This window comes from Plantimonas leprariae, assembly GCF_008802405.1.
In the GTDB taxonomy this organism is placed as follows: domain Bacteria; phylum Pseudomonadota; class Alphaproteobacteria; order Rhizobiales; family Rhizobiaceae; genus Plantimonas; species Plantimonas leprariae.
The window spans coordinates 114,800-135,565 of the sequence record NZ_VZDO01000001.1 but is presented as its reverse complement, the minus strand read 5'-3'; the positions used below and the strand labels follow the sequence as shown (position 1 = coordinate 135,565).

Annotated in this window: 19 protein-coding genes; 11 read left to right on the top strand and 8 right to left on the bottom strand. The window is 69.6% G+C overall.

The window, feature by feature from the left end:
* Positions 1 to 35: 35 nt before the first annotated feature.
* Complete coding sequence (locus F6X38_RS00550) at positions 36 to 878, top strand: type 1 glutamine amidotransferase (RefSeq protein WP_150967590.1); 843 nt, start codon at positions 36 to 38, stop codon at positions 876 to 878.
* Positions 875 to 2,776 (top strand): glycoside hydrolase family 15 protein, encoded by a 1,902-nt coding sequence (locus F6X38_RS00545; RefSeq protein ID WP_246191115.1) that lies wholly within the window; start codon positions 875 to 877, stop codon positions 2,774 to 2,776. The genes F6X38_RS00550 and F6X38_RS00545 overlap by 4 nt, the downstream gene beginning before the upstream one ends.
* A 1-nt stretch (position 2,777) precedes the next feature.
* Here F6X38_RS00545 and F6X38_RS00540 read toward each other — a convergent pair whose 3' ends face one another.
* The 3 genes from F6X38_RS00540 to F6X38_RS00530 are packed head-to-tail and all read right to left on the bottom strand — an operon-like array spanning position 2,778 to position 6,602.
* Positions 2,778 to 3,845, bottom strand: coding sequence for a spore photoproduct lyase family protein (locus F6X38_RS00540; RefSeq protein ID WP_150967589.1), 1,068 nt, complete (start codon positions 3,843 to 3,845; stop codon positions 2,778 to 2,780).
* Between the two features lie 43 nt (positions 3,846 to 3,888).
* A complete protein-coding gene (gene glcE / locus F6X38_RS00535) occupies positions 3,889 to 5,097 on the bottom strand; it encodes a glycolate oxidase subunit GlcE (RefSeq protein WP_150967588.1) in 1,209 nt (402 codons plus the stop codon).
* Between the two features lie 11 nt (positions 5,098 to 5,108).
* Entirely contained in the window at positions 5,109 to 6,602 is a 1,494-nt protein-coding gene (locus F6X38_RS00530) for an FAD-linked oxidase C-terminal domain-containing protein (protein ID WP_150967587.1), read from the bottom strand.
* Between the two features lie 83 nt (positions 6,603 to 6,685).
* Here F6X38_RS00530 and F6X38_RS00525 point away from each other — a divergent pair, with 83 nt between their 5' ends.
* Genes F6X38_RS00525 through F6X38_RS00515 form a run of 3 tightly spaced genes read left to right on the top strand, consistent with a single transcriptional unit; the run spans position 6,686 to position 7,911 of the window.
* Positions 6,686 to 7,150, top strand: a complete 465-nt coding sequence (locus F6X38_RS00525; protein WP_150967586.1) for a DUF29 domain-containing protein — start codon at positions 6,686 to 6,688, stop codon at positions 7,148 to 7,150.
* A gap of 4 nt (positions 7,151 to 7,154) precedes the next feature.
* Entirely contained in the window at positions 7,155 to 7,652 is a 498-nt protein-coding gene (locus F6X38_RS00520; protein WP_150967585.1) for a GNAT family N-acetyltransferase, read from the top strand.
* Positions 7,653 to 7,707: 55 nt separating this feature from the next.
* Positions 7,708 to 7,911, top strand: coding sequence for a hypothetical protein (locus tag F6X38_RS00515; RefSeq protein WP_150967584.1), 204 nt, complete (start codon positions 7,708 to 7,710; stop codon positions 7,909 to 7,911).
* Here the strand turns inward: F6X38_RS00515 and F6X38_RS00510 are convergent, their stop codons facing one another.
* From F6X38_RS00510 to groES, 3 genes are all read right to left on the bottom strand, one after another.
* A complete protein-coding gene (locus tag F6X38_RS00510; protein WP_150967583.1) occupies positions 7,912 to 8,604 on the bottom strand; it encodes a metallophosphoesterase family protein in 693 nt (230 codons plus the stop codon).
* 139 nt (positions 8,605 to 8,743) lie between these two features.
* A complete protein-coding gene (gene groL / locus F6X38_RS00505) occupies positions 8,744 to 10,387 on the bottom strand; it encodes a chaperonin GroEL (RefSeq protein WP_150967582.1) in 1,644 nt (547 codons plus the stop codon).
* Positions 10,388 to 10,467: 80 nt separating this feature from the next.
* Positions 10,468 to 10,767 carry a co-chaperone GroES gene (gene groES / locus F6X38_RS00500; protein WP_150967581.1) on the bottom strand — a complete coding sequence of 100 codons (300 nt, stop codon included), beginning with the start codon at positions 10,765 to 10,767 and terminating at the stop codon, positions 10,468 to 10,470.
* A gap of 362 nt (positions 10,768 to 11,129) precedes the next feature.
* Between groES and F6X38_RS00495 the strand changes: the two genes are divergently transcribed.
* Both F6X38_RS00495 and F6X38_RS00490 read left to right on the top strand, forming a co-directional pair.
* Positions 11,130 to 11,954 (top strand): TIGR01459 family HAD-type hydrolase, encoded by an 825-nt coding sequence (locus tag F6X38_RS00495; protein ID WP_150967580.1) that lies wholly within the window; start codon positions 11,130 to 11,132, stop codon positions 11,952 to 11,954.
* Positions 11,951 to 12,934, top strand: a complete 984-nt coding sequence (locus F6X38_RS00490) for a bifunctional riboflavin kinase/FAD synthetase (protein WP_150967579.1) — start codon at positions 11,951 to 11,953, stop codon at positions 12,932 to 12,934. The genes F6X38_RS00495 and F6X38_RS00490 overlap by 4 nt, the downstream gene beginning before the upstream one ends.
* Before the next feature lie 11 nt (positions 12,935 to 12,945).
* On the opposite strand, the gene F6X38_RS00485 is transcribed toward F6X38_RS00490, so the two are convergent.
* Positions 12,946 to 13,581 (bottom strand): uracil-DNA glycosylase family protein, encoded by a 636-nt coding sequence (locus F6X38_RS00485; protein ID WP_150967578.1) that lies wholly within the window; start codon positions 13,579 to 13,581, stop codon positions 12,946 to 12,948.
* Between the two features lie 183 nt (positions 13,582 to 13,764).
* On the opposite strand from F6X38_RS00485, the gene ileS reads away from it, so the two are divergent.
* Both ileS and F6X38_RS00475 read left to right on the top strand, forming a co-directional pair.
* Positions 13,765 to 16,821: an isoleucine--tRNA ligase gene (ileS, locus tag F6X38_RS00480; protein WP_150967577.1), complete on the top strand. Its 3,057-nt coding sequence runs from the start codon at positions 13,765 to 13,767 to the stop codon at positions 16,819 to 16,821.
* A 194-nt stretch (positions 16,822 to 17,015) separates the two neighbouring features.
* The gene (locus tag F6X38_RS00475; protein ID WP_150967576.1) at positions 17,016 to 17,711 is read left to right on the top strand and encodes a hypothetical protein; all 696 of its coding nucleotides are present in this window, start codon (positions 17,016 to 17,018) and stop codon (positions 17,709 to 17,711) included.
* Between the two features lie 3 nt (positions 17,712 to 17,714).
* On the opposite strand, the gene F6X38_RS00470 is transcribed toward F6X38_RS00475, so the two are convergent.
* Entirely contained in the window at positions 17,715 to 18,146 is a 432-nt protein-coding gene (locus F6X38_RS00470; RefSeq protein WP_150967961.1) for a nucleoside deaminase, read from the bottom strand.
* Positions 18,147 to 18,235: 89 nt separating this feature from the next.
* On the opposite strand from F6X38_RS00470, the gene F6X38_RS00465 reads away from it, so the two are divergent.
* Both F6X38_RS00465 and rsmD read left to right on the top strand, forming a co-directional pair.
* On the top strand, positions 18,236 to 20,134 hold the full coding sequence (locus F6X38_RS00465) for a pseudouridine synthase (protein WP_150967575.1): 1,899 nt from the start codon (positions 18,236 to 18,238) through the stop codon (positions 20,132 to 20,134).
* Positions 20,135 to 20,137: 3 nt separating this feature from the next.
* The gene (gene rsmD, locus F6X38_RS00460; protein WP_150967574.1) at positions 20,138 to 20,713 is read left to right on the top strand and encodes a 16S rRNA (guanine(966)-N(2))-methyltransferase RsmD; all 576 of its coding nucleotides are present in this window, start codon (positions 20,138 to 20,140) and stop codon (positions 20,711 to 20,713) included.
* Positions 20,714 to 20,766 lie beyond the last annotated feature (53 nt).

Below are 20,766 nucleotides of genomic sequence, written 5' to 3'. Positions count from 1 at the left end.
TCGGGGGTTCCCGCCAGCCCCCCGGATGCCCCCGCGTGCCGCCGAAATTCCTGATCGTTTCCAGTGAAACCCCGCCGCAGCGGGACGCGCGGCGCGAGGCCGTCGGCGCGGCGTCCGACGAGTCCTACGCCGAAACGCTGCGGCGGATCGCGCCCGGCTGCGAATGCGAGCATCTGTCCTGCATTGACGGTTCCGCGCCGCCCGAGGCGGAGGCCTTCCGCCGCTTCGACGCGGTCTTCCTCGCCGGCTCGCCGATCCAGATGCACGAGGGTTCGGCGGAGGCGACACGCGCCAGCGCCTTCATGCGGCAGATCTTCGCCTCCGGCGTGCCCGCTTTCGGCTCCTGCGCCGGGCTGCAGATCGCTGCCGTCGCGGCCGGCGGCACCTCCAAGCCGCACGAGCCCCGCATGGAGGCCGGCTTCGTGCGCGGCATCGTCGCGACCGAGGCCGGACGCTCGCATCCGCTGCTGGCGGGGCGACCGGTCGCCTGGGACGCGCCGGCCATGCATTCCGCCGAGATCGACCGCCTGCCGGAAGGCGCGGTGGTCCTCGCCGGCACCCGCACGACGCCGGTCCAGGCGCTGGAGATCCGGCAGGGCGGCGGGGTGTTCTGGGGCGTCCAGTACCATCCCGAGCTGACCCTTGCCGAGATCGCCGCCTCGCTCCGCCGCAACGGCGAGGACCTCGTCGAAGCCGGCGTCGCCGGCGATATCCGGGATGTCGAAGCCCAGGCCGAGCGGATCGACGCGCTCGGGGCCGAACCGGAGCGGCGCGACCTCGCCTGGCTGCTTGGCATCGACGAGGAGATCGTCGATCCGGCGCGGCGGACGCGGGAACTCAGCAACTTCATCTCCCACTTCGTGCCGGCCGGAGCTTGAGCGCTCCGGTTGCGGGCGAAGTGTCGCTGCGCCGCCCGGCCATCCGCGCCCTAGAACAGGCGGCGAGTGTCATGGAGTTCCCGTCGGTCATGCAGCCCTATCCGCGTTCAGGCCGGCTTCCGGACCGCAGCGAGCTCGGCGGCATGCCGCTCTCGTCCTATGCAGCGCTCGGCGACGGACGCTCCGTCGCGCTCGCCGGCGCGGACGGATCGATCGACTGGTGGTGCGTGCCGAACATGAACTCGCCGCCGCTGTTCGACCGCCTCGTCGCGGAAGATACCGGCGGCTGCTTCGTGATCGCCCCGACGGAAGCCTTCACGGTCGAGCGCGGCTACCGGCCGGGCAGCAACGTCTTCGAAACGGTCTTCACGACGGCGGGCGGCAAGGCGAAGCTGACCGAATCGCTGAATTCCGGCCGTGCCGGCCGCCTGCCGTGGTGCGAACTGGCGCGCCGGATCGAAGGGCTGGAGGGGAGCGTCGACTTCAAGGTGCGGATCATGTTCGGCACCCATGCCGACTCGATCTGCCCCTATCTCGCGCGCAACGACAACGCCACCACCTTCAACGCCGGGGAGGTGGTCGGTCTCGTGCGCGTCAGTTCGGGCGTCACGCTCGACAAGGAGGACGACCTCGAAATCCACGGCTCCTTCTCGGTGCGGAAGGGCGACCGCGAGCTGGTGGCGCTGCTGGCTGGCGAGAACGAGCCGCTCGTCGCCGCGACCGTCGAGGAGATCGACGGCCGGATCGACGTGTCCGACGGCGAATGGCGGCAATGGTCGGACGACATCGGCTACGACGGCAAGTTCGGCGCGGAAGTGAACCGGAGCGCGCTGGCCCTGAAGCTGCTGCTCTACTCACCGAGCGGCGCGATCGCCGCCGCTGCCACGACCTCGCTTCCCGAAGGCTTCGGGTCGGGCAAGAACTACGACTACCGCTTCGCCTGGGTGCGCGACGCCTCCTACACGATCAAGGCGTTCCTGCGGATCGGCGCTAAGGCGGAGGCGAAGGCGGCGTTCACCTGGCTGATCAAGTGCCTCGACGAGCGCGGCGCCCACGTCTGCTACGCGCTGGACGGCCGGCTCGCCGAGGACGTGAAGGAATACGACCTGCCCGGCTATCGGGGCGAGCGCCCGGTGGTTTCCGGCAACCAGGCCGCCAAGCAGCACCAGCATGGCATCTTCGGCGACATCTTCGAGACCGCGGCGCGCTTCGTCGCCGACGGCCACATCCTCGACCCGCGTTCCGGCGCGGTGCTGGCACGCCTCGCCGACCTCGCGGTGGAAAGCTGGCGGGTGAAGGACTCCGGCATCTGGGAACTGTCCGAGCTCGAACACTACACGATGTCGAAGATCTCGACCTGGCAGGGGCTGGCGCGCGCCGTCGAGCTTGCCGACGGCGGCCACATCCCGTCCACCTTCCGCGATCGCTGGGCGCGCGGGCGCGACCGGGTGCGCGAATTCATCGACGCGAACTGCTGGTCGGAGGAACGGCAGGCCTACGTCTTCCATCCGGGCTCGGACAGGATCGACGCCTCGCTGGCCCTCGCCGTCCGCTTCGGCTTCGACGGCCACGAGCGGATGGAGAAGACGCTCCGAGCCATCGACCGCGAACTGAGCAAAGGCAGCTTCCACTATCGTTATTCCGGCGTCGAGGAGGACGAGGGCTGCTTCCTCGCCTGCACCTTCTGGGTGCTGGAGGCGCTGGCTCTCCTCGGCCATCGGACGGAAGCGGAGGAGCGCTTCGCCGCGGTGCTGAACGCGCTCGACACCGGCTGCGGCGTCTTCGCCGAGATGATCGACGCCGACAGCGGCGAATATCTCGGCAACCTGCCGCAGGGCCTGACGCATCTGGCGCTGATCCAGACCGCCGCGACGCTCTCGGGCGAGGATATCCGCTGACTCAGAACGCGTAGCGCACTTCGCAATAGGGCAAGCGCTCGCGCATCCAGCCGAGGAACTGGTCGAGCCAGCGGCGCTTCCAGGGCGTGCGGTAGCGCACGTTCCGCGCGCCGTTCTGGCTGGTCTTGTCCTCTTGGATGTCCGGGCGCCAGAGCATCGCTTCCGCCTTCGGGTGCCAGTCCATGTTGACGCGGTGCAGGCCCTCGTTGTGCGTCAGCATGATGATCTCGCACTTGAGCTGCGCCTTGGCCGCCGGCTCCAGCGCGTCGTCGATCTCGGCGAAGAGCTCGCGCCATTCCGCCTCCCAGTCCTCGTGCACGATCACCGGCGAGAAGTTGGCGTGCACCTCGTAGCCGGCGCGCACGAAGTCGTTAATCGCCCGGATGCGCTCGCCCATCGGCGAGGTCCTGACGTCGACCAGCTTCGCCATCCGCTCCGGCATCAGCGAGAAGCGCACGCGGGTGCGCCCCTGCGGGTCGTAGGCGAGGAGGTCCGGGTTGATGTATTTCGTCGCGAACGAACCCTTGGCGTTCGGGATGGCGCGGAACGCCGCCACGAGGTCGCGGACGTTGCCGGAGACGGTCGCGTCCACCGACAGGTCGCCGTTCTCGCCGAGGTCGTAGACCCAGTCCTTCGGATCGACGGTGTTCGGCTCCGGCTTGGCCCCGAACTTCGCGGCGTGCCGGGCGAGGGCGCAGGTGATGTCGTCGATGTTGACGAAGACCGAGACCGGGTTGCTGTAGCCCTTGCGGCGCGGCACGTAGCAATAGGAACAAGCCATCGCGCAGCCGTTCGAGGAGGACGGCGCGATGAAGTCGGCGCTGCGGCCGTTCGGGCGCATGGTCATGCCCTTCTTGACGCCGAGCACCAGCACGTCGCGCTTCATGCGCAGCCAATCCTCGGCGAGCGCCTCGTCCTCGAAGAGCTGCGGGATGCGCCAGTGGCTGTCCACCTCGACCTGTTCGGCTGCGGGAAAACGCTCCAGCACCTCGCGGCCGCGCGGATAGGCGCGGACGGCGGGTTCGAGATAGATGCGCTTCGGCTCGATCAGGGCGCGGGGCAAGGCCATGCGATGGAGATGGGCCTGCCGTCCGGCCTGCCAACGCGGCCGATCAGCCCATGCGGCCGGGATTGAGCACGCCGCGCGGGTCGAACTGCTCCTTCAGCCGGCGCGACAGCGCCGCGAGGGCCGGCGGCTGCGGCTGGAAGACCGCCGTCGCGGCGCGCACAGTCGGCGCGGCACGTACCAGCGTCGCGTGGCCGCCGCCATGCGCCGCGACGATGGCTCGGACCGTCTCGGCTTCGGCTTCCGCTTCGAGGCGCAGCCAGACGAGCCCGCCCTGCCAGTCGTAGAAGGCATCGGCCGCCATGCGCATCCTCACCGCCAGGACGATGTCGGGCGCGCGCGTCGGCGTGACGGATAGCCGCCAGATCGGCCGCTCCGTTCCGTCCACGAAGGGACGGACGTCGCGCACGTTCCGCCACAGCGCGGCAGACGCCTCGCCGTCGCGGCGCTCCAGCGTCCCGACCCTGGACAATGCCGCCGAGAGGTAGGCGGCCCGCGCTTCCACCGAGACGCCGAAGCCTTCGAGGCGGATCAGCGTCGCCGGCGCGTCGCCGAGCGTGCCGTCCGCTATCCGTCCGGCGACGTAGGCCGGCAGGTGCGCCGCGCCGGACACCTCGGCGGAGGAGCCCATGGCGGCGGCCATCGCCTGCACCGACGAAGCTTCGTCGAGATCGCGGACGGCGAGCGTCGTCTCGGTCTCGGCGGCCGGCAGGACCTTCAGCGTCGCCTCGGTCAGGACGGCGAGCGTGCCGAACGAGCCGGCCATGCCCTTCGCGAGATCGTAGCCGGTGACGTTCTTCACCACCCGTCCGCCGGAGCGGAACGCCTCGCCGCGCCCGGACACGGCCTTGATCCCGAGGACATGGTCGCGCGCCGCACCCTTGGCGATGCGCCGCGGCCCCGACAGGTTGCAGGCGAGGACGCCGCCGAGCGTGCCGAGGCCCGGCCCGAGCCCATGCAGCGGACCGTAGTCCATCGGCTCGAAATCGAGGCGCTGCCGGTTCTCGGCGAGGAGGCGTTCGATCTCGGCGATCGGCGTGCCGGCCCTGGCGGAAAGCACCAGCTCTTCCGGCTCGTAGAGGGTGACGCCCGAAAGTTCGGCGAGCGACAAGGTACGCGCCGCCTGGACCGGCCGCCCGAGACCGGACTTCGAGCCGGTCCCCTCGACCCCGAGCGGCGCGCCTTCCGCAAGCGCGTCGCGGATCGCCTCGACGACGTCGGCGTCGCTTTGCGGATGAAGAATGGTCGCGTCCACGCCGCCTGCCGTCAGAACCGCGGCAGATCGGGGAAGGGCAGGGTACCCTTGTGGACGTGCAAGGCGCCGAGTTCCGCGCAGCGGTGCAGTACGGGGAACACCTTGCCGGGATTGAGCAGGTGCTTGCCGTCGAAGGCGCATTTCACCCGCTGCTGGTGGCGAAGATCGTCCTCGCCGAACACTTCCGCCATCAGGTCGCGCTTCTCGATGCCGACGCCGTGCTCGCCGGTGAGGACGCCGCCGACCTCGACGCAGAGCCTCAGGATGTCGGCCCCGAAGGCTTCCGCCCGCTCGAATTCGTCGTCCTTCGACGCGTCGTAGAGGATCAGCGGATGCAGGTTGCCGTCGCCGGCGTGGAAGACGTTCGCGACGAGGAGCCGATGCTTCTCGGACAGCGCCTTCATGCCGGCCAGCACGCGCGGCAATTCCTTCCGCGGGATCGTGCCGTCCATGCAGAGATAGTCCGGCGAGATGCGCCCGACCGCCGGGAACGCCGCCTTCCGGCCCGCCCAGAACAGGGCGCGCTCGGCTTCGCCTTGCGACACGCGGCACTCGCTCGCGCCATGCTCCAGCGCGATCGCCTCGACGCGGGCGAGGAGATGGTCGACCTCCGCTTTCGGCCCGTCGAGCTCGACGATGAGCAACGCCTCGACGTCGCGCGGATAGCCGGCATGGACGAAGTCTTCCGCCGCGTGGATCGCCGGCCGGTCCATCATCTCCATGCCGGCCGGGATGATGCCGGCCGCGATGACGGCCGCCACCGCCGCGCCCGCCGTCTCGCTCGTCGGGAAGCCGATCAGCACCGCGCGCGCGGTTTCCGGCGCCTGCAGGATGCGCACCGTCACTTCGGTGACGACGCCGAGCAGCCCTTCCGAGCCGGTGAGGAGGCCCAAGAGGTCGTAGCCCTCGGCGTCCAGATGCTTGCCGCCGAGCCGGACCACCTCGCCCTCCATCGTCACGAACTCGACGCCCAGCACGTTGTTGGCGGTGAGGCCGTATTTCAGGCAATGGACGCCGCCGGAATTCTCCGCGACGTTGCCGCCGATCGAGCAGGCGATCTGCGAGGATGGGTCCGGCGCGTAGTAGAATCCCTCGTGCTCGACCGCGCGGGTGATGCCGAGATTGGTGACGCCGGGCTGCACCACCGCGCAGCGGTTGTCGAAGTCGACGTCGAGCACGCGGTTGAAACGCGACATCACGAGAAGGATGCCGTCCTCCAGCGGCAGCGCCCCGCCGCTGAGCGAGGTGCCGGAGCCGCGCGGCACGACCGGGATGTCCGCCGCGTGGCAGTAGCGCAGGATCGCCGCGACCTGATCGACGGTCTCCGGCAAAACGGCGACCAGCGGCATCTGCCGGTAGGCGGTGAGCCCGTCGGTCTCGAAGGCGCGCATCTCCTCGGCGCCGTCGACGGTGCCTTCGCCCGGCACGATGGCGCGCATGGCGCTCGCGATCTCCCGGCGGCGAGCGAGGATGCCCGCATCCGGCTTCGGCATGGTGATGGCCATGTTCCGGTCTCTCCTGACTATGTTTCGAAACGCGGCCGAACAAGTGTAGGGTGGAAGGCCGCAACGAAAAAGGCCGAGATCCCATGAGCCTGGCCAAAGGGAAGCCGTATTTCAGCGATCCGGCCGACTACGAGGACGATGTGCATGCCTGGGCTTACGAGCAGGCGCAACTCCTGCGACTCGCGCGCTTTTCGGAAGTCGACTTGCCGAACGTCATCGAGGAGATCGAAAGCTTGGGTCGCGAGCAGAGGCACGCTTTGAAGTCGAGTTACCGTGTCCTCATCTCGCATCTGCTGAAGTGGCAGCATCAGCCGCAACGTCGCTCCCGGTCATGGCTGCTGACCATCGGGCGTGAGCGCGACAAGATCGAGGATAGGGAAGAAGACAACCGCTCCCTGCGACGCGAAGCCCAGGAACTGGTGGACGGCGTTTATTCCAAGGCGGTGAGGGAAGCGGCGCGCGAAACGAAACTGCCGCGCGACGCTTTTCCAGCCTTATGTCCCTACACGGTAGAGCAGCTTCGCGATCAGGAATTTTTCCCGCGATAAGCCCATGTCGCCGCCTGCAATCCGCCGCCTCGGTCGCGACGATGCGGCGGCCTTCCGCGATCTGCGCCTCACCGCTTTGCGCGATCATCCGGACGCCTTCGGGGCGGCGTTCGAGGAGGAAAGCGCCTGTCCGATCGAGCGATTCGCCGAACGGCTGGAGGGCGGCTTCGTGCTCGGCGGCGGTGAGTCCGGCAGGCTCGACGGCATGGCCGGCGTCTATGTGCCGAAGGACCTGAAGGCGCGGCACAAGGCGCATCTCTGGGGCATTTACGTCCGGCCGGAAGCGCGCGGAACGGGCTTGGCGCAGGCGCTCATCCTCGGCTGCGTCGAGTATGCGCGGAGCGTTGCGGAGGAGGTGATCCTCGGTGTCGCGACGGACAACCAGGCCGCGGTCGCGCGCTACCGGTCGATGGGATTCGAGGAATGCGGCTTCGAGCAGCGGGCGCTCAAGACCGGCGGCCGGTACTACGACGAGGTGCTGATGGCGATCCGGTTCGTTTAGACGGAACGGCTGCCGTTCCTCCTTGTTTCGAGTCGGAAACCAGACGAGGACACCCATGTCGAAGCTCGACCAAGGCTCCAACGCCACATCCGACCGCTCGAAAGGCGCGCCGGAGCCGGCGATCCCCGCCGATCCGCAGCCGCGCGGCGACCAGGAGCGCCCGATGACCGACGAGGAGCAGTTGGACGAAGGGCTGGACGAGACGTTCCCGGCTTCCGACCCGATCGCGCCGAGCCGCATCGACGGGCCGAACAACTGATCAGAGGATTTCGGCGCCGTCGCGGTCGATCCGGAGGCAGGTCAGCCGGCCGGTGAACACCGCGCCGGTGTCGATGTTGATGCGGCTCGGCCGGAATTCCGGTTCCTCGATCGGCGTGTGGCCATGGACGACCACGGCGCCGAGCGGGTCGTCGTAGTCGAGGAAGTCGTCGCGGATCCAGACGAGGTCTTGCGGATCCTGCCTGTCGAGCGGCACGCCCGGCCGGACGCCCGCATGGACGAAGAAATAGGGCCCATGTCGATGCGTCAGCCGCAGCGACTGCAGGAAGCCGAGGTCGGCGGCCGGGAACCGGCCGAAGGGCGAGGGATCGGACGATCCGAACAGCGGCGGCGGAATGCCGTAGGAGGCGAGCGTGGCATCGCCGCCATTGTCGAGCCAGTGCGAAGCGTCGAGGTTGCCGGTCAGGACGTCGAGCAACATCGCTTCGTGATTGCCGAGCAGGCAGACGATCGAGCGTTCCGCTCCGCGCGCCCTGAGGCGGCGGATGACGCCGGCGCTGTCGGCACCGCGGTCGATGTAGTCGCCGAGGTAGATTTCGAGGATCTCGGCATCCGGCCGCCGCGCGCGGTCGGTCTCGATCCGCTCCAGCAACGCATCGAGAAGGTCGGCGCAGCCGTGAACGTCGCCGACGGCGTAGACGATCTCGTTCGCGCCGATGCCCGGGTAGTTCATGTCGCCTCCTCCCGTCCGAGGGTGGGCGGAACGTGTAAACGCAAGGTTTACGCCCCGGCGGCGAGGGTGCCGGGAAACGTCGCAAAAGAAAAGGGCGGCATCGCTGCCGCCCCGTTTCATCTGCCGATGGAGGCTGGACTTAGAAGTCCATGCCGCCCATGCCGCCCATGCCGCCGCCGGGCATCGCGGGAGCGCCCGAGTCCTTCTTCGGAGCCTCGGAGATCATGGCCTCGGTGGTGACCAGGAGACCCGCGACCGAAGCCGCGTCCTGCAGCGCCGAGCGCACGACCTTCACCGGGTCGACGATGCCAGCCTGGATCATGTCGCCGTATTCGCCGGTCTGGGCGTTGTAGCCGAAGGTGGCCGACGAGTTGTCGAGCAGCTTGCCGACCACGATCGAGCCCTCGCCACCGGCGTTGACGACGATCTGGCGCAGCGGCGACTGGAGCGCCTTGCGGACGATGGCGATGCCGGCGTCCTGATCGGCGTTCTCGCCCTTGATGTCGAGGCTGTTGCCGGCGCGCAGCAGCGCGACGCCGCCGCCCGCCACGATGCCCTCTTCCACGGCCGCGCGGGTCGCGTTGAGTGCGTCGTCGACGCGGTCCTTCTTCTCCTTGACCTCGACCTCGGTCGAGCCGCCGACGCGGATCACCGCGACGCCGCCGGCGAGCTTCGCCAGACGCTCCTGCAGCTTCTCCTTGTCGTAGTCCGAGGTGGTCTCCTCGATCTGCGCCTTGATCTGCGCGACGCGGCCCTGAATCTGCGAGGACTCGCCCGAGCCGTCGACGATCGTGGTGTTCTCCTTGGTGATGGAGACCTTCTTGGCGCGGCCGAGCATGTCGAGGGTGACGTTCTCGAGCTTGATGCCGAGGTCCTCGGAGATCACCTGGCCGTTGGTTAGGATCGCGATGTCCTCGAGCATGGCCTTGCGGCGGTCGCCGAAGCCCGGAGCCTTGACGGCGGCGATCTTCAGGCCGCCGCGCAGCTTGTTGACGACGAGCGTGGCCAGAGCCTCGCCCTCGACGTCCTCGGAGATGATGAGGAGCGGCTTGCCGGACTGCACCACGGCCTCGAGCACCGGCAGCATCGCCTGGAGGTTCGAGAGCTTCTTCTCATGGAGGAGGATGTACGGGTCCTCGAGCTCGGCCACCATCTTCTCGGCGTTGGTGACGAAGTACGGCGAGAGGTAGCCGCGGTCGAACTGCATGCCTTCGACGACTTCGAGCTCGGTGTCGGCGGTCTTGGCTTCCTCGACCGTGATGACGCCCTCGTTGCCGACCTTCTGCATCGCGTTCGCGATCATCTGGCCGATTTCCTTCTCGCCGTTGGCGGAGATGGTGCCGACCTGCGCGACCTCGTCCGAGGTCTCGATCTTGCGGGCCGAAGACACGAGCGCGTCGACGACCTTGATGACCGCCGCGTCGATGCCGCGCTTGACGTCCATCGGGTTCATGCCGGCGGCCACCGCCTTGGCGCCTTCCTTGACGATCGCCTGGGCGAGGACGGTCGCGGTGGTCGTGCCGTCGCCGGCCTTGTCGTTGGTCTTCGAGGCCACTTCGCGCACCATCTGGGCGCCCATGTTCTCGAACTTGTCCTCGAGCTCGATCTCCTTGGCGACGGAAACGCCGTCCTTGGTGATGCGCGGAGCGCCGAACGACTTGTCGATCACGACGTTGCGGCCCTTGGGGCCGAGCGTGACCTTCACCGCGTCGGCGAGGATGTCGACGCCGCGCAGCATCCGCTCGCGGGCGTCACGGCCGAATTTTACGTCCTTGGCTGCCATGTCTGTTCTCTCCTAAGGGCGCGTTCCTGAGAGAAGCGCCGTTCTCGGATGGATGGGAAGAGTGGGAAGGAAGGCGCCGATCAGGCGGCGATCACGCCCATGATGTCGCTCTCCTTCATGATGAGGAGATCTTCGCCGTTCACCTTGACCTCGGTGCCGGACCACTTGCCGAACAGAACGCGGTCGCCGGCCTTGACGTCGAGCGCCTGCACCGCGCCCTTGTCGTCGCGGGCGCCGGGGCCGACGGCGACGACTTCGCCTTCCTGCGGCTTCTCCTTGGCGGTGTCCGGAATGATGATGCCGCCGGCGGTCTTCTGCTCGGACTCGACGCGGCGAACCACGACGCGGTCGTGCAGCGGACGGAAGTTCAGGGTTGCCATGGTGAGTTTCCTCAAGCTCGTAAAGCGAAACCGGACACTCGAAGCGAGGCCCGGCCGGATGGTCTGGCACTCGATATGAACGAGTGCTAACAGGCGGCGAGATAGTTCGGCGGGGGTCCGGCTGTCAAGCTTCGCGCAAGGCGAGGCGGCGTGAAATTTTCGCGACAGCCGCCGGGCGGGCGTCGCCGGCCCCGATATGGCTGCGGGCTCCGCGCGCCGCAAGGGCTCGGCCGGAGCCATCCACCGCCCCGGCTGCGACCAGCGGCTCGCTTGACGCCACGGCGCATGCCACTTAATCGCGCTCGGCGAAGCCTTCGCGCCTTTCGCCGGGCGGCTTTTCCATCGGAAGACCGCGACCGATCATGACCGCTCCCGAAGCCATCGCCGACCTCGGCACCGTGGTTCCGCGCTACGAGGCGATCTTCTGCGACGTCTGGGGCGTCATCCACGACGGCGTCGAGAAGCACGCCGCCGCCGAGGCGGCGCTCCGGCAGGCGCGGCAGGCCGGCCGCACCGTGGTGCTGCTGACGAACTCGCCGCGACCCTTGGAAGGCGTCGCGCGCCAGCTCGATTCGTTGAGCTTCTCGCGGGAAGCCTACGACCGGATCGTCACCTCCGGCGATGTCACGCGCGACCTCATCGCCTCCGGCCCGCGGCGGCTCTTCCACATCGGGCCGGAGCGCAACAAGGACATCTTCACCGGTATCGAGGTCGATTTCGTCGGGGAGGCGGAGGCGGAGACGATCGTCGCGACCGGTCTCTTCGACGACGAGACGGAAACGCCGGACGACTACGCCGAGCTTCTGGCGCGGCTGCGCGAGCGCAACCTGCCGATGGTCTGCGCCAACCCGGACGTCGTCGTGCATCGCGGCGCGAAGCTGATCTTCTGCGCCGGCGCGCTCGCGAAAGCCTACGGGGCGGAGGGCGGCGCGGTCGCGATGGCGGGCAAGCCCTATCGCCCGATCTACGATCTGGCGGCGCGGGAAGCGGGCACCGCCGGGCGGCCGACCGCGGTGCTCGCGATCGGCGACGGCCTCCATACCGACATCCGCGGCGCCAACGACTACGGCGTCGACGTGCTCCTCATCGCCGAGGGCGTCCACCGCGACGAACTGGGGGCGGGCATCGGCGAGGCGCTCGGCGCACAGGGTCTCGCGGCGCGCTACGTCATGCCGACGCTGCGATGAGCGCCGCCGGCATCCGCCGTTTCGGCCCGGCCTCGACGCTGGCGGAAGGGTTTCGCGGCGGCGTCGTCGCGATCGGCAATTTCGACGGCATCCATCGCGGCCATCAGGCGGTGCTGGGGGCTGCGATCGAAATCGCCGGGCGGGACGGCATTCCGGCGCTCTGCCTGACCTTCGAGCCGCATCCGCGCAGCGTCTTCGCGCCGGACCGGCCGGTGCTGCGCCTGACGCCGCCGCCGGTGAAGGCGCGGCTCCTCGCCGCGCTCGGCTTCGCGGCGGTGGTGGAGCAGCCCTTCGACCGGGCCTTCGCCGCCCTTTCGGCCGACGAGTTCGTGCGCGCCGTCCTGGTCGAAGGACTCGGCGCCCGGCACGTCGTGGTCGGCTTCGACTTCTGCTACGGCGCGAAGCGGAGCGGCACGGTCGCGACCTTGCGCGCCGCGGGCGAGCGGTACGGCTTCGGCGTCACCGCCGTCGAAGCCTTCGCCGACGAAAGCGGCGCGCCGGTCTCCTCCAGCCGCATCCGGCACGATCTTGGGCAGGGGAACGTCGCGGGCGCGGCGGCGCTCCTCGGCTATCGCTGGACGATCGAGGCGCCGGTGATCGGCGGCCAGAAGCTCGGCCGCCAGCTCGGCTATCCCACCGCCAACATGGCACTGGTCGAGAACGGCCTCCTCGCGCACGGCATCTACGCGGTGCGCTTGCGCCGCTCGGACGGCACCCTACTCGGCGGCGTCGCGAGCTACGGGCGGCGGCCGACCTTCGACAACGGCGCGGCGCTGTTCGAGACCTTCCTCTTCGACTTCGCCGGCGACCTCTACGGCGAGACCTGCGACGTCGCGCTCTTCGCCTGGCTGCGCGGCGAAGAGAAGTTCGACCGCGTCGAGGCGCTGATCCGACAGATGGACCGCGACGCCGAGGAGGCACGCGCCGCGCTGGCGGGCGCCCAGCCCCTGTCGCCGCTCGACCGGTTGCTGTCTTTCTAACGCTCCGCCGCCTAACGCTCCGCCGCTTCGCGCGCCTCGCGCAAGGTCGCGACGATGCCGGGCGCGATGGTCGGCTTCGTCACCACGTAGACCGGGCTCGGATGCGGCATCTCGAACAGGGGGAGGCCGGGCCGCAGCCGTTCCAACTCCGGCCGGCAGCGCTTCGCGAAGCGCCCGGCCATGACGGCGGCCTTGAGGTTCGGCAGGAGGTCGAGGAGCGGCGGCAGCCAGCGCATCCCCGCCGCCGCTTCCCCTCTGGTCGGCGCACGGTTGCGGGCACCTTCGGCGTGGATGATGAAGGGCACGGCGTTCCAGATCACGACGTCGCGCCGTCCGATCCCGGCTTCGCCGAAGAACCGGCGGAGGTTGCGGCCGGTGCCCGTCGCGTTGTCCTGGCTGACGAACCGCGCCGGGCCGATCCGCGTGCCGGGCGTTTCCAGGAGGAGGAGGATGGACGCTTCGGCTCCGCCCCCGAGCGGGTCGAAGAACGGCGCGGCGCCGTGCTCCGCCGCGATCCGGCGGGCGAGCGCGTTGAGCCCCGCCACGTGCGGCGCGTCGACCAGCGCCATCCGCGCCGCGACCGCATCCTCGCCGTCGAGGCGGCGCGGTTCGTCCCCCGCATCGGCGATGCTTTCCTTGCGGCTCATGAGTTGTTACAGGCTTGCGCCATGGATTTTCCGCGCGCCCTTTCGATCCTTCGAATTAGCCGCCCGGCCTTCTAGCGGCGGTTCTGCCGTCCGAAGCGCCGGGACGACGAGCAGCGCAACCCATTCCTTTGCCGATCCGTGCCGCCGGGCTGAACGCCTGTGCCGCCGACAGGTTCGAACCCGATGAACGACAAGCCAGCGAAGCTAGACACCGGCGTCGACTATTCGAAGACGCTCTACCTGCCCGAGACCGAGTTCCCGATGCGCGCCGGCCTGCCCAAGCAAGAGCCGGAATGGCTGAAGCGCTGGGACGACATGCGGCTCTACGACCAGCTTCGTGCCGCCGCGAAGGACCGGCCGAGATACGTCCTCCACGACGGCCCGCCCTACGCCAACGGCCATCTGCACATCGGGCACGCGCTGAACAAGATCCTGAAGGACGTGATCAACCGCTCGTTCCAGATGCGGGGATACGACGCGAACTACGTGCCCGGCTGGGACTGCCACGGCCTGCCGATCGAGTGGAAGATCGAGGAGGAGAACTACCGCTCGAAGGGCAAGCCGAAGCCGGACCTGAAGGATTCGGCCGCGATGGTGGCCTTCCGGCAGGAATGCCGCGCCTATGCGGAGCACTGGGTTGGGGTGCAGTCGGCCGAGTTCCGCCGCCTCGGCGTCGAGGGCGACTTCGCCAACCCCTACCTGACGATGGCCTACGACGCGGAAAGCGTGATCGCCGGCGAACTCATGAAGTTCGCCATGTCGGGCCAGCTCTATCGCGGCTCGAAGCCGGTGATGTGGTCGGTGGTCGAGAAGACCGCGCTCGCCGAGGCCGAGGTCGAGTACGACGACTACGAGTCCGACACGATCTGGGTGAAGTTCCCGGTGCTGGGGCGGTTCGAGCCGGGTGTGTCGCTCGGCGAGGATCGCGAGGCCTTCCGCGATGCCGTGCGCAAGCAGAACGCGGAAGGGCGCGACGGGCCGATCGGCGACCTTTTCAGCGCCTGCGTCGTGATCTGGACGACGACGCCCTGGACGATCCCCGGCAACCGGGCGGTCAGCTATTCCGATCGGGTATCCTACGGCCTCTACGAGGTGACGGCGCCGAACGATCCCGACAAGCCGCGCTGGGCGATGAAGGGCGAGCGGCTGCTTGTCGCCGACAAGCTCGCCGCGGATGTCTTCGATAAGGCGCGGGTACCGGAGGGCGGCTTCCGGCGGCTGCGCGACGTGCCGGCAGCGGAACTCGCCGCGTTGATCTGCATGCATCCGTTCCGCCAGTTCGGCGGCGGCTACGACTTTCCTGTGCCGCTGCTCGCGGGCGAGCACGTCACCGACGAGGCCGGCACAGGCTTCGTCCACACCGCGCCGTCCCACGGCCGCGAGGACTTCGACGTCTGGACCGCGAACCGCCGGGAACTCGAAGCGCGCGGTATCGACACCGCGATCCCGTTCCCGGTGGACGACGACGGCTACTACACGGTGGACGCGCCGGGCTTCGGACCGGATGCGGAAGGCGGCCCCGCGCGCGTCATCGACGACAAAGGCAAGAAAGGCGACGCCAACGCGCGCGTGATGAGCGAGCTCATCACCGTCGGCGAACTCCTGGCGCGCGGCCGGATGAAGCACCAGTACCCGCATTCCTGGCGCTCAAAGAAGCCGGTGATCTTTCGCAACACGCCGCAATGGTTCGTCCATATGGACAAGGACCTATACGGCGAGGGGGATACGTTGCGCACGCGGGCGCTGAACGCCATCGACGCGACGCGCTTCGTGCCTGCGGCGGGCCGGAACCGCATTGGCGGGATGATCGCCGACCGGCCGGACTGGGTGCTGTCGCGCCAGCGCGCCTGGGGCGTGCCGATCGCCGTCTTCGCCAACGCGGACGGCGAGGTCCTGAAGGACGAGGCGGTGAACGAGCGCATCCTCGCGGCCTTCGCGCAGGAGGGCGCGGACGCCTGGTTCGCGGCGGGCGCCAAGGAACGCTTCCTCGGCAACCGGCACGACGCGGCCGAATGGACGCAAGTGAAGGACATCCTCGACGTCTGGTTCGATTCGGGCTCGACCCATGCCTTCTGCCTGGAGAAGCGGCCCGACCTCAAATGGCCGGCCGACCTCTACCTCGAAGGCTCCGACCAGCATCGCGGCTGGTTCCACTCCTCGCTCTTGGAAAGCTGCGGCACGCGCGGCCGCGCGCCCTACGACGCGGTGCTGACGCACGGTTTCGTCATGGACGAGGAAGGGCGGAAGATGTCGAAGTCGCTCGGCAACGTCGTGACGCCGCAGGAGGTGATGCAGCAGTCCGGCGCCGACATCCTGCGGCTCTGGGTGGTATCGTCCGACTATTCGGAGGACCTGCGGCTCGGCAAGACGATCCTCCAGACCAACATCGACAGCTATCGCAAGCTCCGCAACACGGTGCGCTGGATGCTCGGCACGCTTGCGCACGACACCGGCGAGACGGTGCCGCTCGACGAGATGCCGGAACTGGAGCGGCTGATGCTCCACCGCCTCGCCGAGCTCGGCAAGGTCGTCGAGAAGGGCTACGACGACTTCGACTTCAAGCGCATCTCCCGCGCGCTCCTAGACTTCGCCGTAGTGGAGCTTTCGGCCTTCTACTTCGACATCCGCAAGGACGCGCTCTATTGCGACGCGCCGTCCTCGCGGCGGCGACTGGCCGCCATGCAGTTGGTGCGCGAACTCTTCGACCATCTCGTCACTTGGCTCGCCCCGATGCTGCCCTTCACCATGGAGGAGGCTTGGCTGGAACGGCACAAGGAAAGCCGCTCGGTGCATCTGGAGGCGATGCGAAAGGCGGATCCGGCCTGGGAAGACGCGGAACTGGCCGCCAAGTGGCAGAAGCTCCGCCGCGTCCGCCGTGTCGTCACCGGCGCGCTGGAAGAGGAGCGGCGGGCGAAGCGCATCGGCTCGTCGCTGGAAGCGGCTCCAGTCGTCTTCGTCGAGGACGCGGAGCTTCGGGCGTTGGTCGCCGAGGCGGACTTCGCCGAGATCGCGATCACCAGCGGCCTCACGCTCGGGGAGGGCGCCGCTCCGGAAGGCGCGTTCCGCCTGCCCGACGTGCCGGGCGTCGCCGTGATGCCGGCGCGGGCGGAAGGGCGGAAGTGCGCCCGCTCCTGGCGGATCACCGACGACGTCGGCTCCGATCCGGAATTTCCGGACGTCTCTGCGCGCGACGCCGGGGCGCTGCGGGAACTGAAGGCGGCCGGACGGCTCGCCGCTTGAAGCGGTGGCGCGAGCTTGTGGAAAGCGAAGTGGCCGATCGGCCACAGCGCTTCGCTTTCTTGCCCGGGCGATGGTTCTTCGGTAAGGAACGCCCGGAATTCGACAGATTCGGATGGGATCGCCGACCGCACAGGTGTCGGCGGGAATCCGTCGAAGCCGTGAGGGTTTATCGGCGATAAGGGGGCCGGTGGGGCATGACGATCGGCAGGACGCGCGCCGCCTCGGCGCTCGCGATGATTGGCGCGACGGCGCTGCTGTCCGGATGCCTTGGCCCGACCTACGGCACCGGCAAGTCGGCCGGCACGCAGCTCTTCGACGACCTCGACGGCATGCTCGCCCTCGGCTCGACCAACAAGCAGGACATCGACTATTCGCCGCGTGCCGAGCTGGTGCGGCCGACGAACCGCTCCGTCCTGCCGCAGCCGCAGGAAGCCGCCAGCGCCGCGAACAGCCCGAACTGGCCGGAGTCGCCGGAAGCCCGCAGCGCCCGCATCCGCGCCGCCGCTGACGCCCAGTCGTCCGACGGCGCCATTCCTCCGGACCAGCTCATGGCCGACAAGGAAGGCATCAGCGAGGAGCAGAAGGCGCGCAACACGGTCGGCAACGGCAAGCGTTGGGCGCCGATGGACGATCGTAAGACGAACGTGCTGCCGCCGGATCAGCTCAGCGCCGGACGGGACCAGTTCAAGAAGCGGCTCGCGGAAGCACAGCAGGGCAGCCCGGCGCAGCGGAAATACCTTTCCGAGCCGCCGCTCGCCTACCGGCAGCCGGCCGCCACCGCGACGGCCGGCGATCCCGGCGAGGACGAGGAGGTGAAGGAGCGGCGCATGAAGGGCAAGGACCAGAGCTTGCTCTCCAAGCTCGCGAAGCTGAACCCCTTCGACCGCTGATCCTTAAGTACGCCGCGCGGCGAAGAAGCCGCGCAGGAGATCGGCGCTCGCCGTCTCGGCGATGCCCGAATAAACCTCCGGCGCATGGTGGCAGGTCGCTTGCGCGTAGAAGCGAGGCCCGTGCGCGACGCCGCCGCCCTTCGGATCGGCCGCGCCGTAGTAGAGCCGCCTGACCCTCGCGAAGCTGATCGCCGCCGCGCACATCGCGCAGGGCTCAAGCGTGACGTAGAGGTCGGCGCCGGCGAGCCGCTCCTGCCCGAGGCGGACGCAGGCGTCCCGGATCGCCAGCATCTCTGCATGGGCGGTCGGGTCGTTCCGTTCGCGCGTCCGGTTGCCGGCGGCCGCGATCACCGCGCCGTCCAGCACCAGAACGGCGCCGACCGGCACTTCGCCGCGTGTCCCCGCTTCCCGCGCCTCGTTGAGCGCCAGATCCATATAGCCGCCGCGCACCGTGTCGGGCCTCGTCATGACTTCCCTTCGTGCCGAGCGACCTGATAAGCAGCGGCCGAACCGAAAGAAAGATCATGAGCGACAGAAGCGGCGGCGACGGACGCGGCCCGGGCGGGCGTGACCGGAACGGCGGACGGACGGGACGTCCGGGTGCGGGCGGCGGCGGCCGCGCCGGTGCGCCGGGGCCGGGCAAGGGCGGCGAGCGCGGCGGCAAGCGAGCGTTCGCACCGCGCGGCGACGGCCCGAAGGACGGGGTGCGCGAGGGCAAGCCCTTCCGTCCCTGGCCCGCGCGGCGGGACGATGCGCCGCGCGAAGAGGGCGGCGAGCGCCGCTTCGAGCGGCCGCGCAAACCCTTCGCCGGCAAGGGTGAGAGCAAGGGCGGCGGCGAAGGCAAGGGGGGCGGCGAGGGCAAGGGTGGCTTCCGGCGCGAAGGGCGGGGCGAGCATCGCGGCAGCCCGGCCCGCGCCGAGGGCGGCCCCAAGCGCTTCGAACGCCGGCCGCCGGCCGCTGCGGGCGACGAGACCGAGAGCGGCGGCGCGGTGCGGATCGCCAAGCGCCTGGCGCGGGCCGGCATCGCCTCGCGGCGCGACGCCGAGGCGATGATCGCCGACGGGCGGGTGCGGCTGAACGGCCATCTCGTCGAGACGCCGGCGATCACCGTGAAGCCGACCGACCGGATCGAGATCGACGGCGAGGCGCTGCCGGCGACCGAGCGCACCCGCCTCTGGCTCTACCACAAGCCGGCGGGCCTCGTGACCACGAACCGCGACCCCGAAGGCCGGCCGACCGTGTTCGACCGCCTGCCGGACGACCTGCCGCGCGTCCTCACCGTAGGGCGGCTCGACATCAACACGGAAGGCCTGCTCCTCCTCACCAACGACGGCGGGCTGGCGCGGACGCTGGAACTCCCCTCCACCGGCTGGCTCCGGCGCTACCGCGTCCGCGCGCACGGCGCGATCACGCAAAGCCAGCTCGACGAGCTAAAGCACGGTATCGCGATCGACGGCGTGTTCTACGGCGCGATCGAGGCGACGCTCGACTCGGAGAAGGGCGCCAACGTCTGGATGACGCTGGGCCTGCGCGAAGGCAAGAACCGCGAGGTGAAGCGCATCCTCGGCCATCTCGGCTTGGAGGTGAACCGCCTGATCCGCCTCTCCTTCGGGCCGTTCCAGCTCGGCGATCTGCCGGAAGGCGCGGTGCGCGAGGTGCGCGGCCGCACACTCCGCGACCAGCTCGGGGCCACGCTGATCGAGGAGTCGGGGGCCGATTTCGACGCACCCGTCGTCAACCAGTTCTCGAACGACGTGGTGGAGGCCGCGCCGCGCCGCCGCGACGAAGCGACCGAGCCGGCTCGCGAGGAGCGGAAGTCCGAGCGCAGCGAATGGGTCACGGCGAAGGGCGACGGCAAGCCGGCGCGGAAGCCCGGCCGCCGCGAGTTCGGCAACGCCAAGCGCGAGTCGGCGCTGGCGCGGCTCGACACGCGGCCCGACCGGGGGCCGCGCCGCGACCGGGACGGCGATGCGCCGCGCCCGTTCAAGCGCGCCAACCGCGACGAGGCGCTAGGCGAGGATCGCCCGGCGCGGCCGAAGCCCGGCGCGCGCCGCAGCGCCAATGTCTGGATCGCGCCCGGCGGTCGGCCGCTCGGCGAGAAGCAGGCCGCCGCGAAGCGCGAGCGCGAGGCGCGGGCCGCGACAGAGGGCAACGCGAAGCCGTTCCGCTCGCGCGGCTTCCGCGACCGCCCGGACGGTGCGCAATCGAAATCCGATGGCGACAGGCCGCGCCGGTCGAGCGGCTTCCGCGACCAGAAGCCGGGCGCGTCGTTCGAGAACAGGGGAGAGCGCCGCGAGCGTGCCGATGGCGACAAGCCGCGCCCGCCGCGCCGCGACGGCGACCGGCCGAAGCGCCCGTTCGGCGGCGGTGGCGGCAAGCCCGCCGGCGGCGGCAACCGGCGGCCGCCGCGCGGCGGGGCCTGAGGCTTGCGCATCGTCGGCGGCCGTTTCCGTGGCCGCGCCATCGCCACGCCAAAGACCGATGCGATCCGCCCCACCACCGACCGGGCGCGCGAAACGCTGTTCAACATCCTCGGCCACGCCTTCCCGGGCGCGCTCGACGGTGCGCGCGTCCTCGACCTCTTTTCCGGCACGGGGGCACTCGGCATCGAAGCGTTGTCGCGCGGCGCCCGGTTCTGCCTGTTCGTGGAGAAGGGCGTCGAGGCGCGCGGCCTCCTGCGCGCCAATATCGAGGCGTTCGGCCTGACCGGCGCGACGAAGCTCTTCCGGCGCGACGCGACGAAGCTCGGCGACGCGGCCCCACAGGAACCGTTCGATCTCCTGTTCGCCGACCCGCCCTATACTCGCGGCCTCGGCGACAAGGCCCTGGCGAGCGCCCGCGACGGCGGCTGGCTGAAGCGACAAGCGCTCTGCGTCGCGGAGGAAGCGGCGGGGGCGCCCTTCGAGGTGCCGGATGGTTTCGCGGTTCTCGACGAACGGCGGATCGGCGACAGCCTGTTCCGCTTCCTGCGCTTCGAGCCAGCCGCCCTAACGAAAACGTAAATTGCGGCGAGAGTCCGGGGCCGCTAACCCGGCGGCGCACTTGCCGCCTGCCT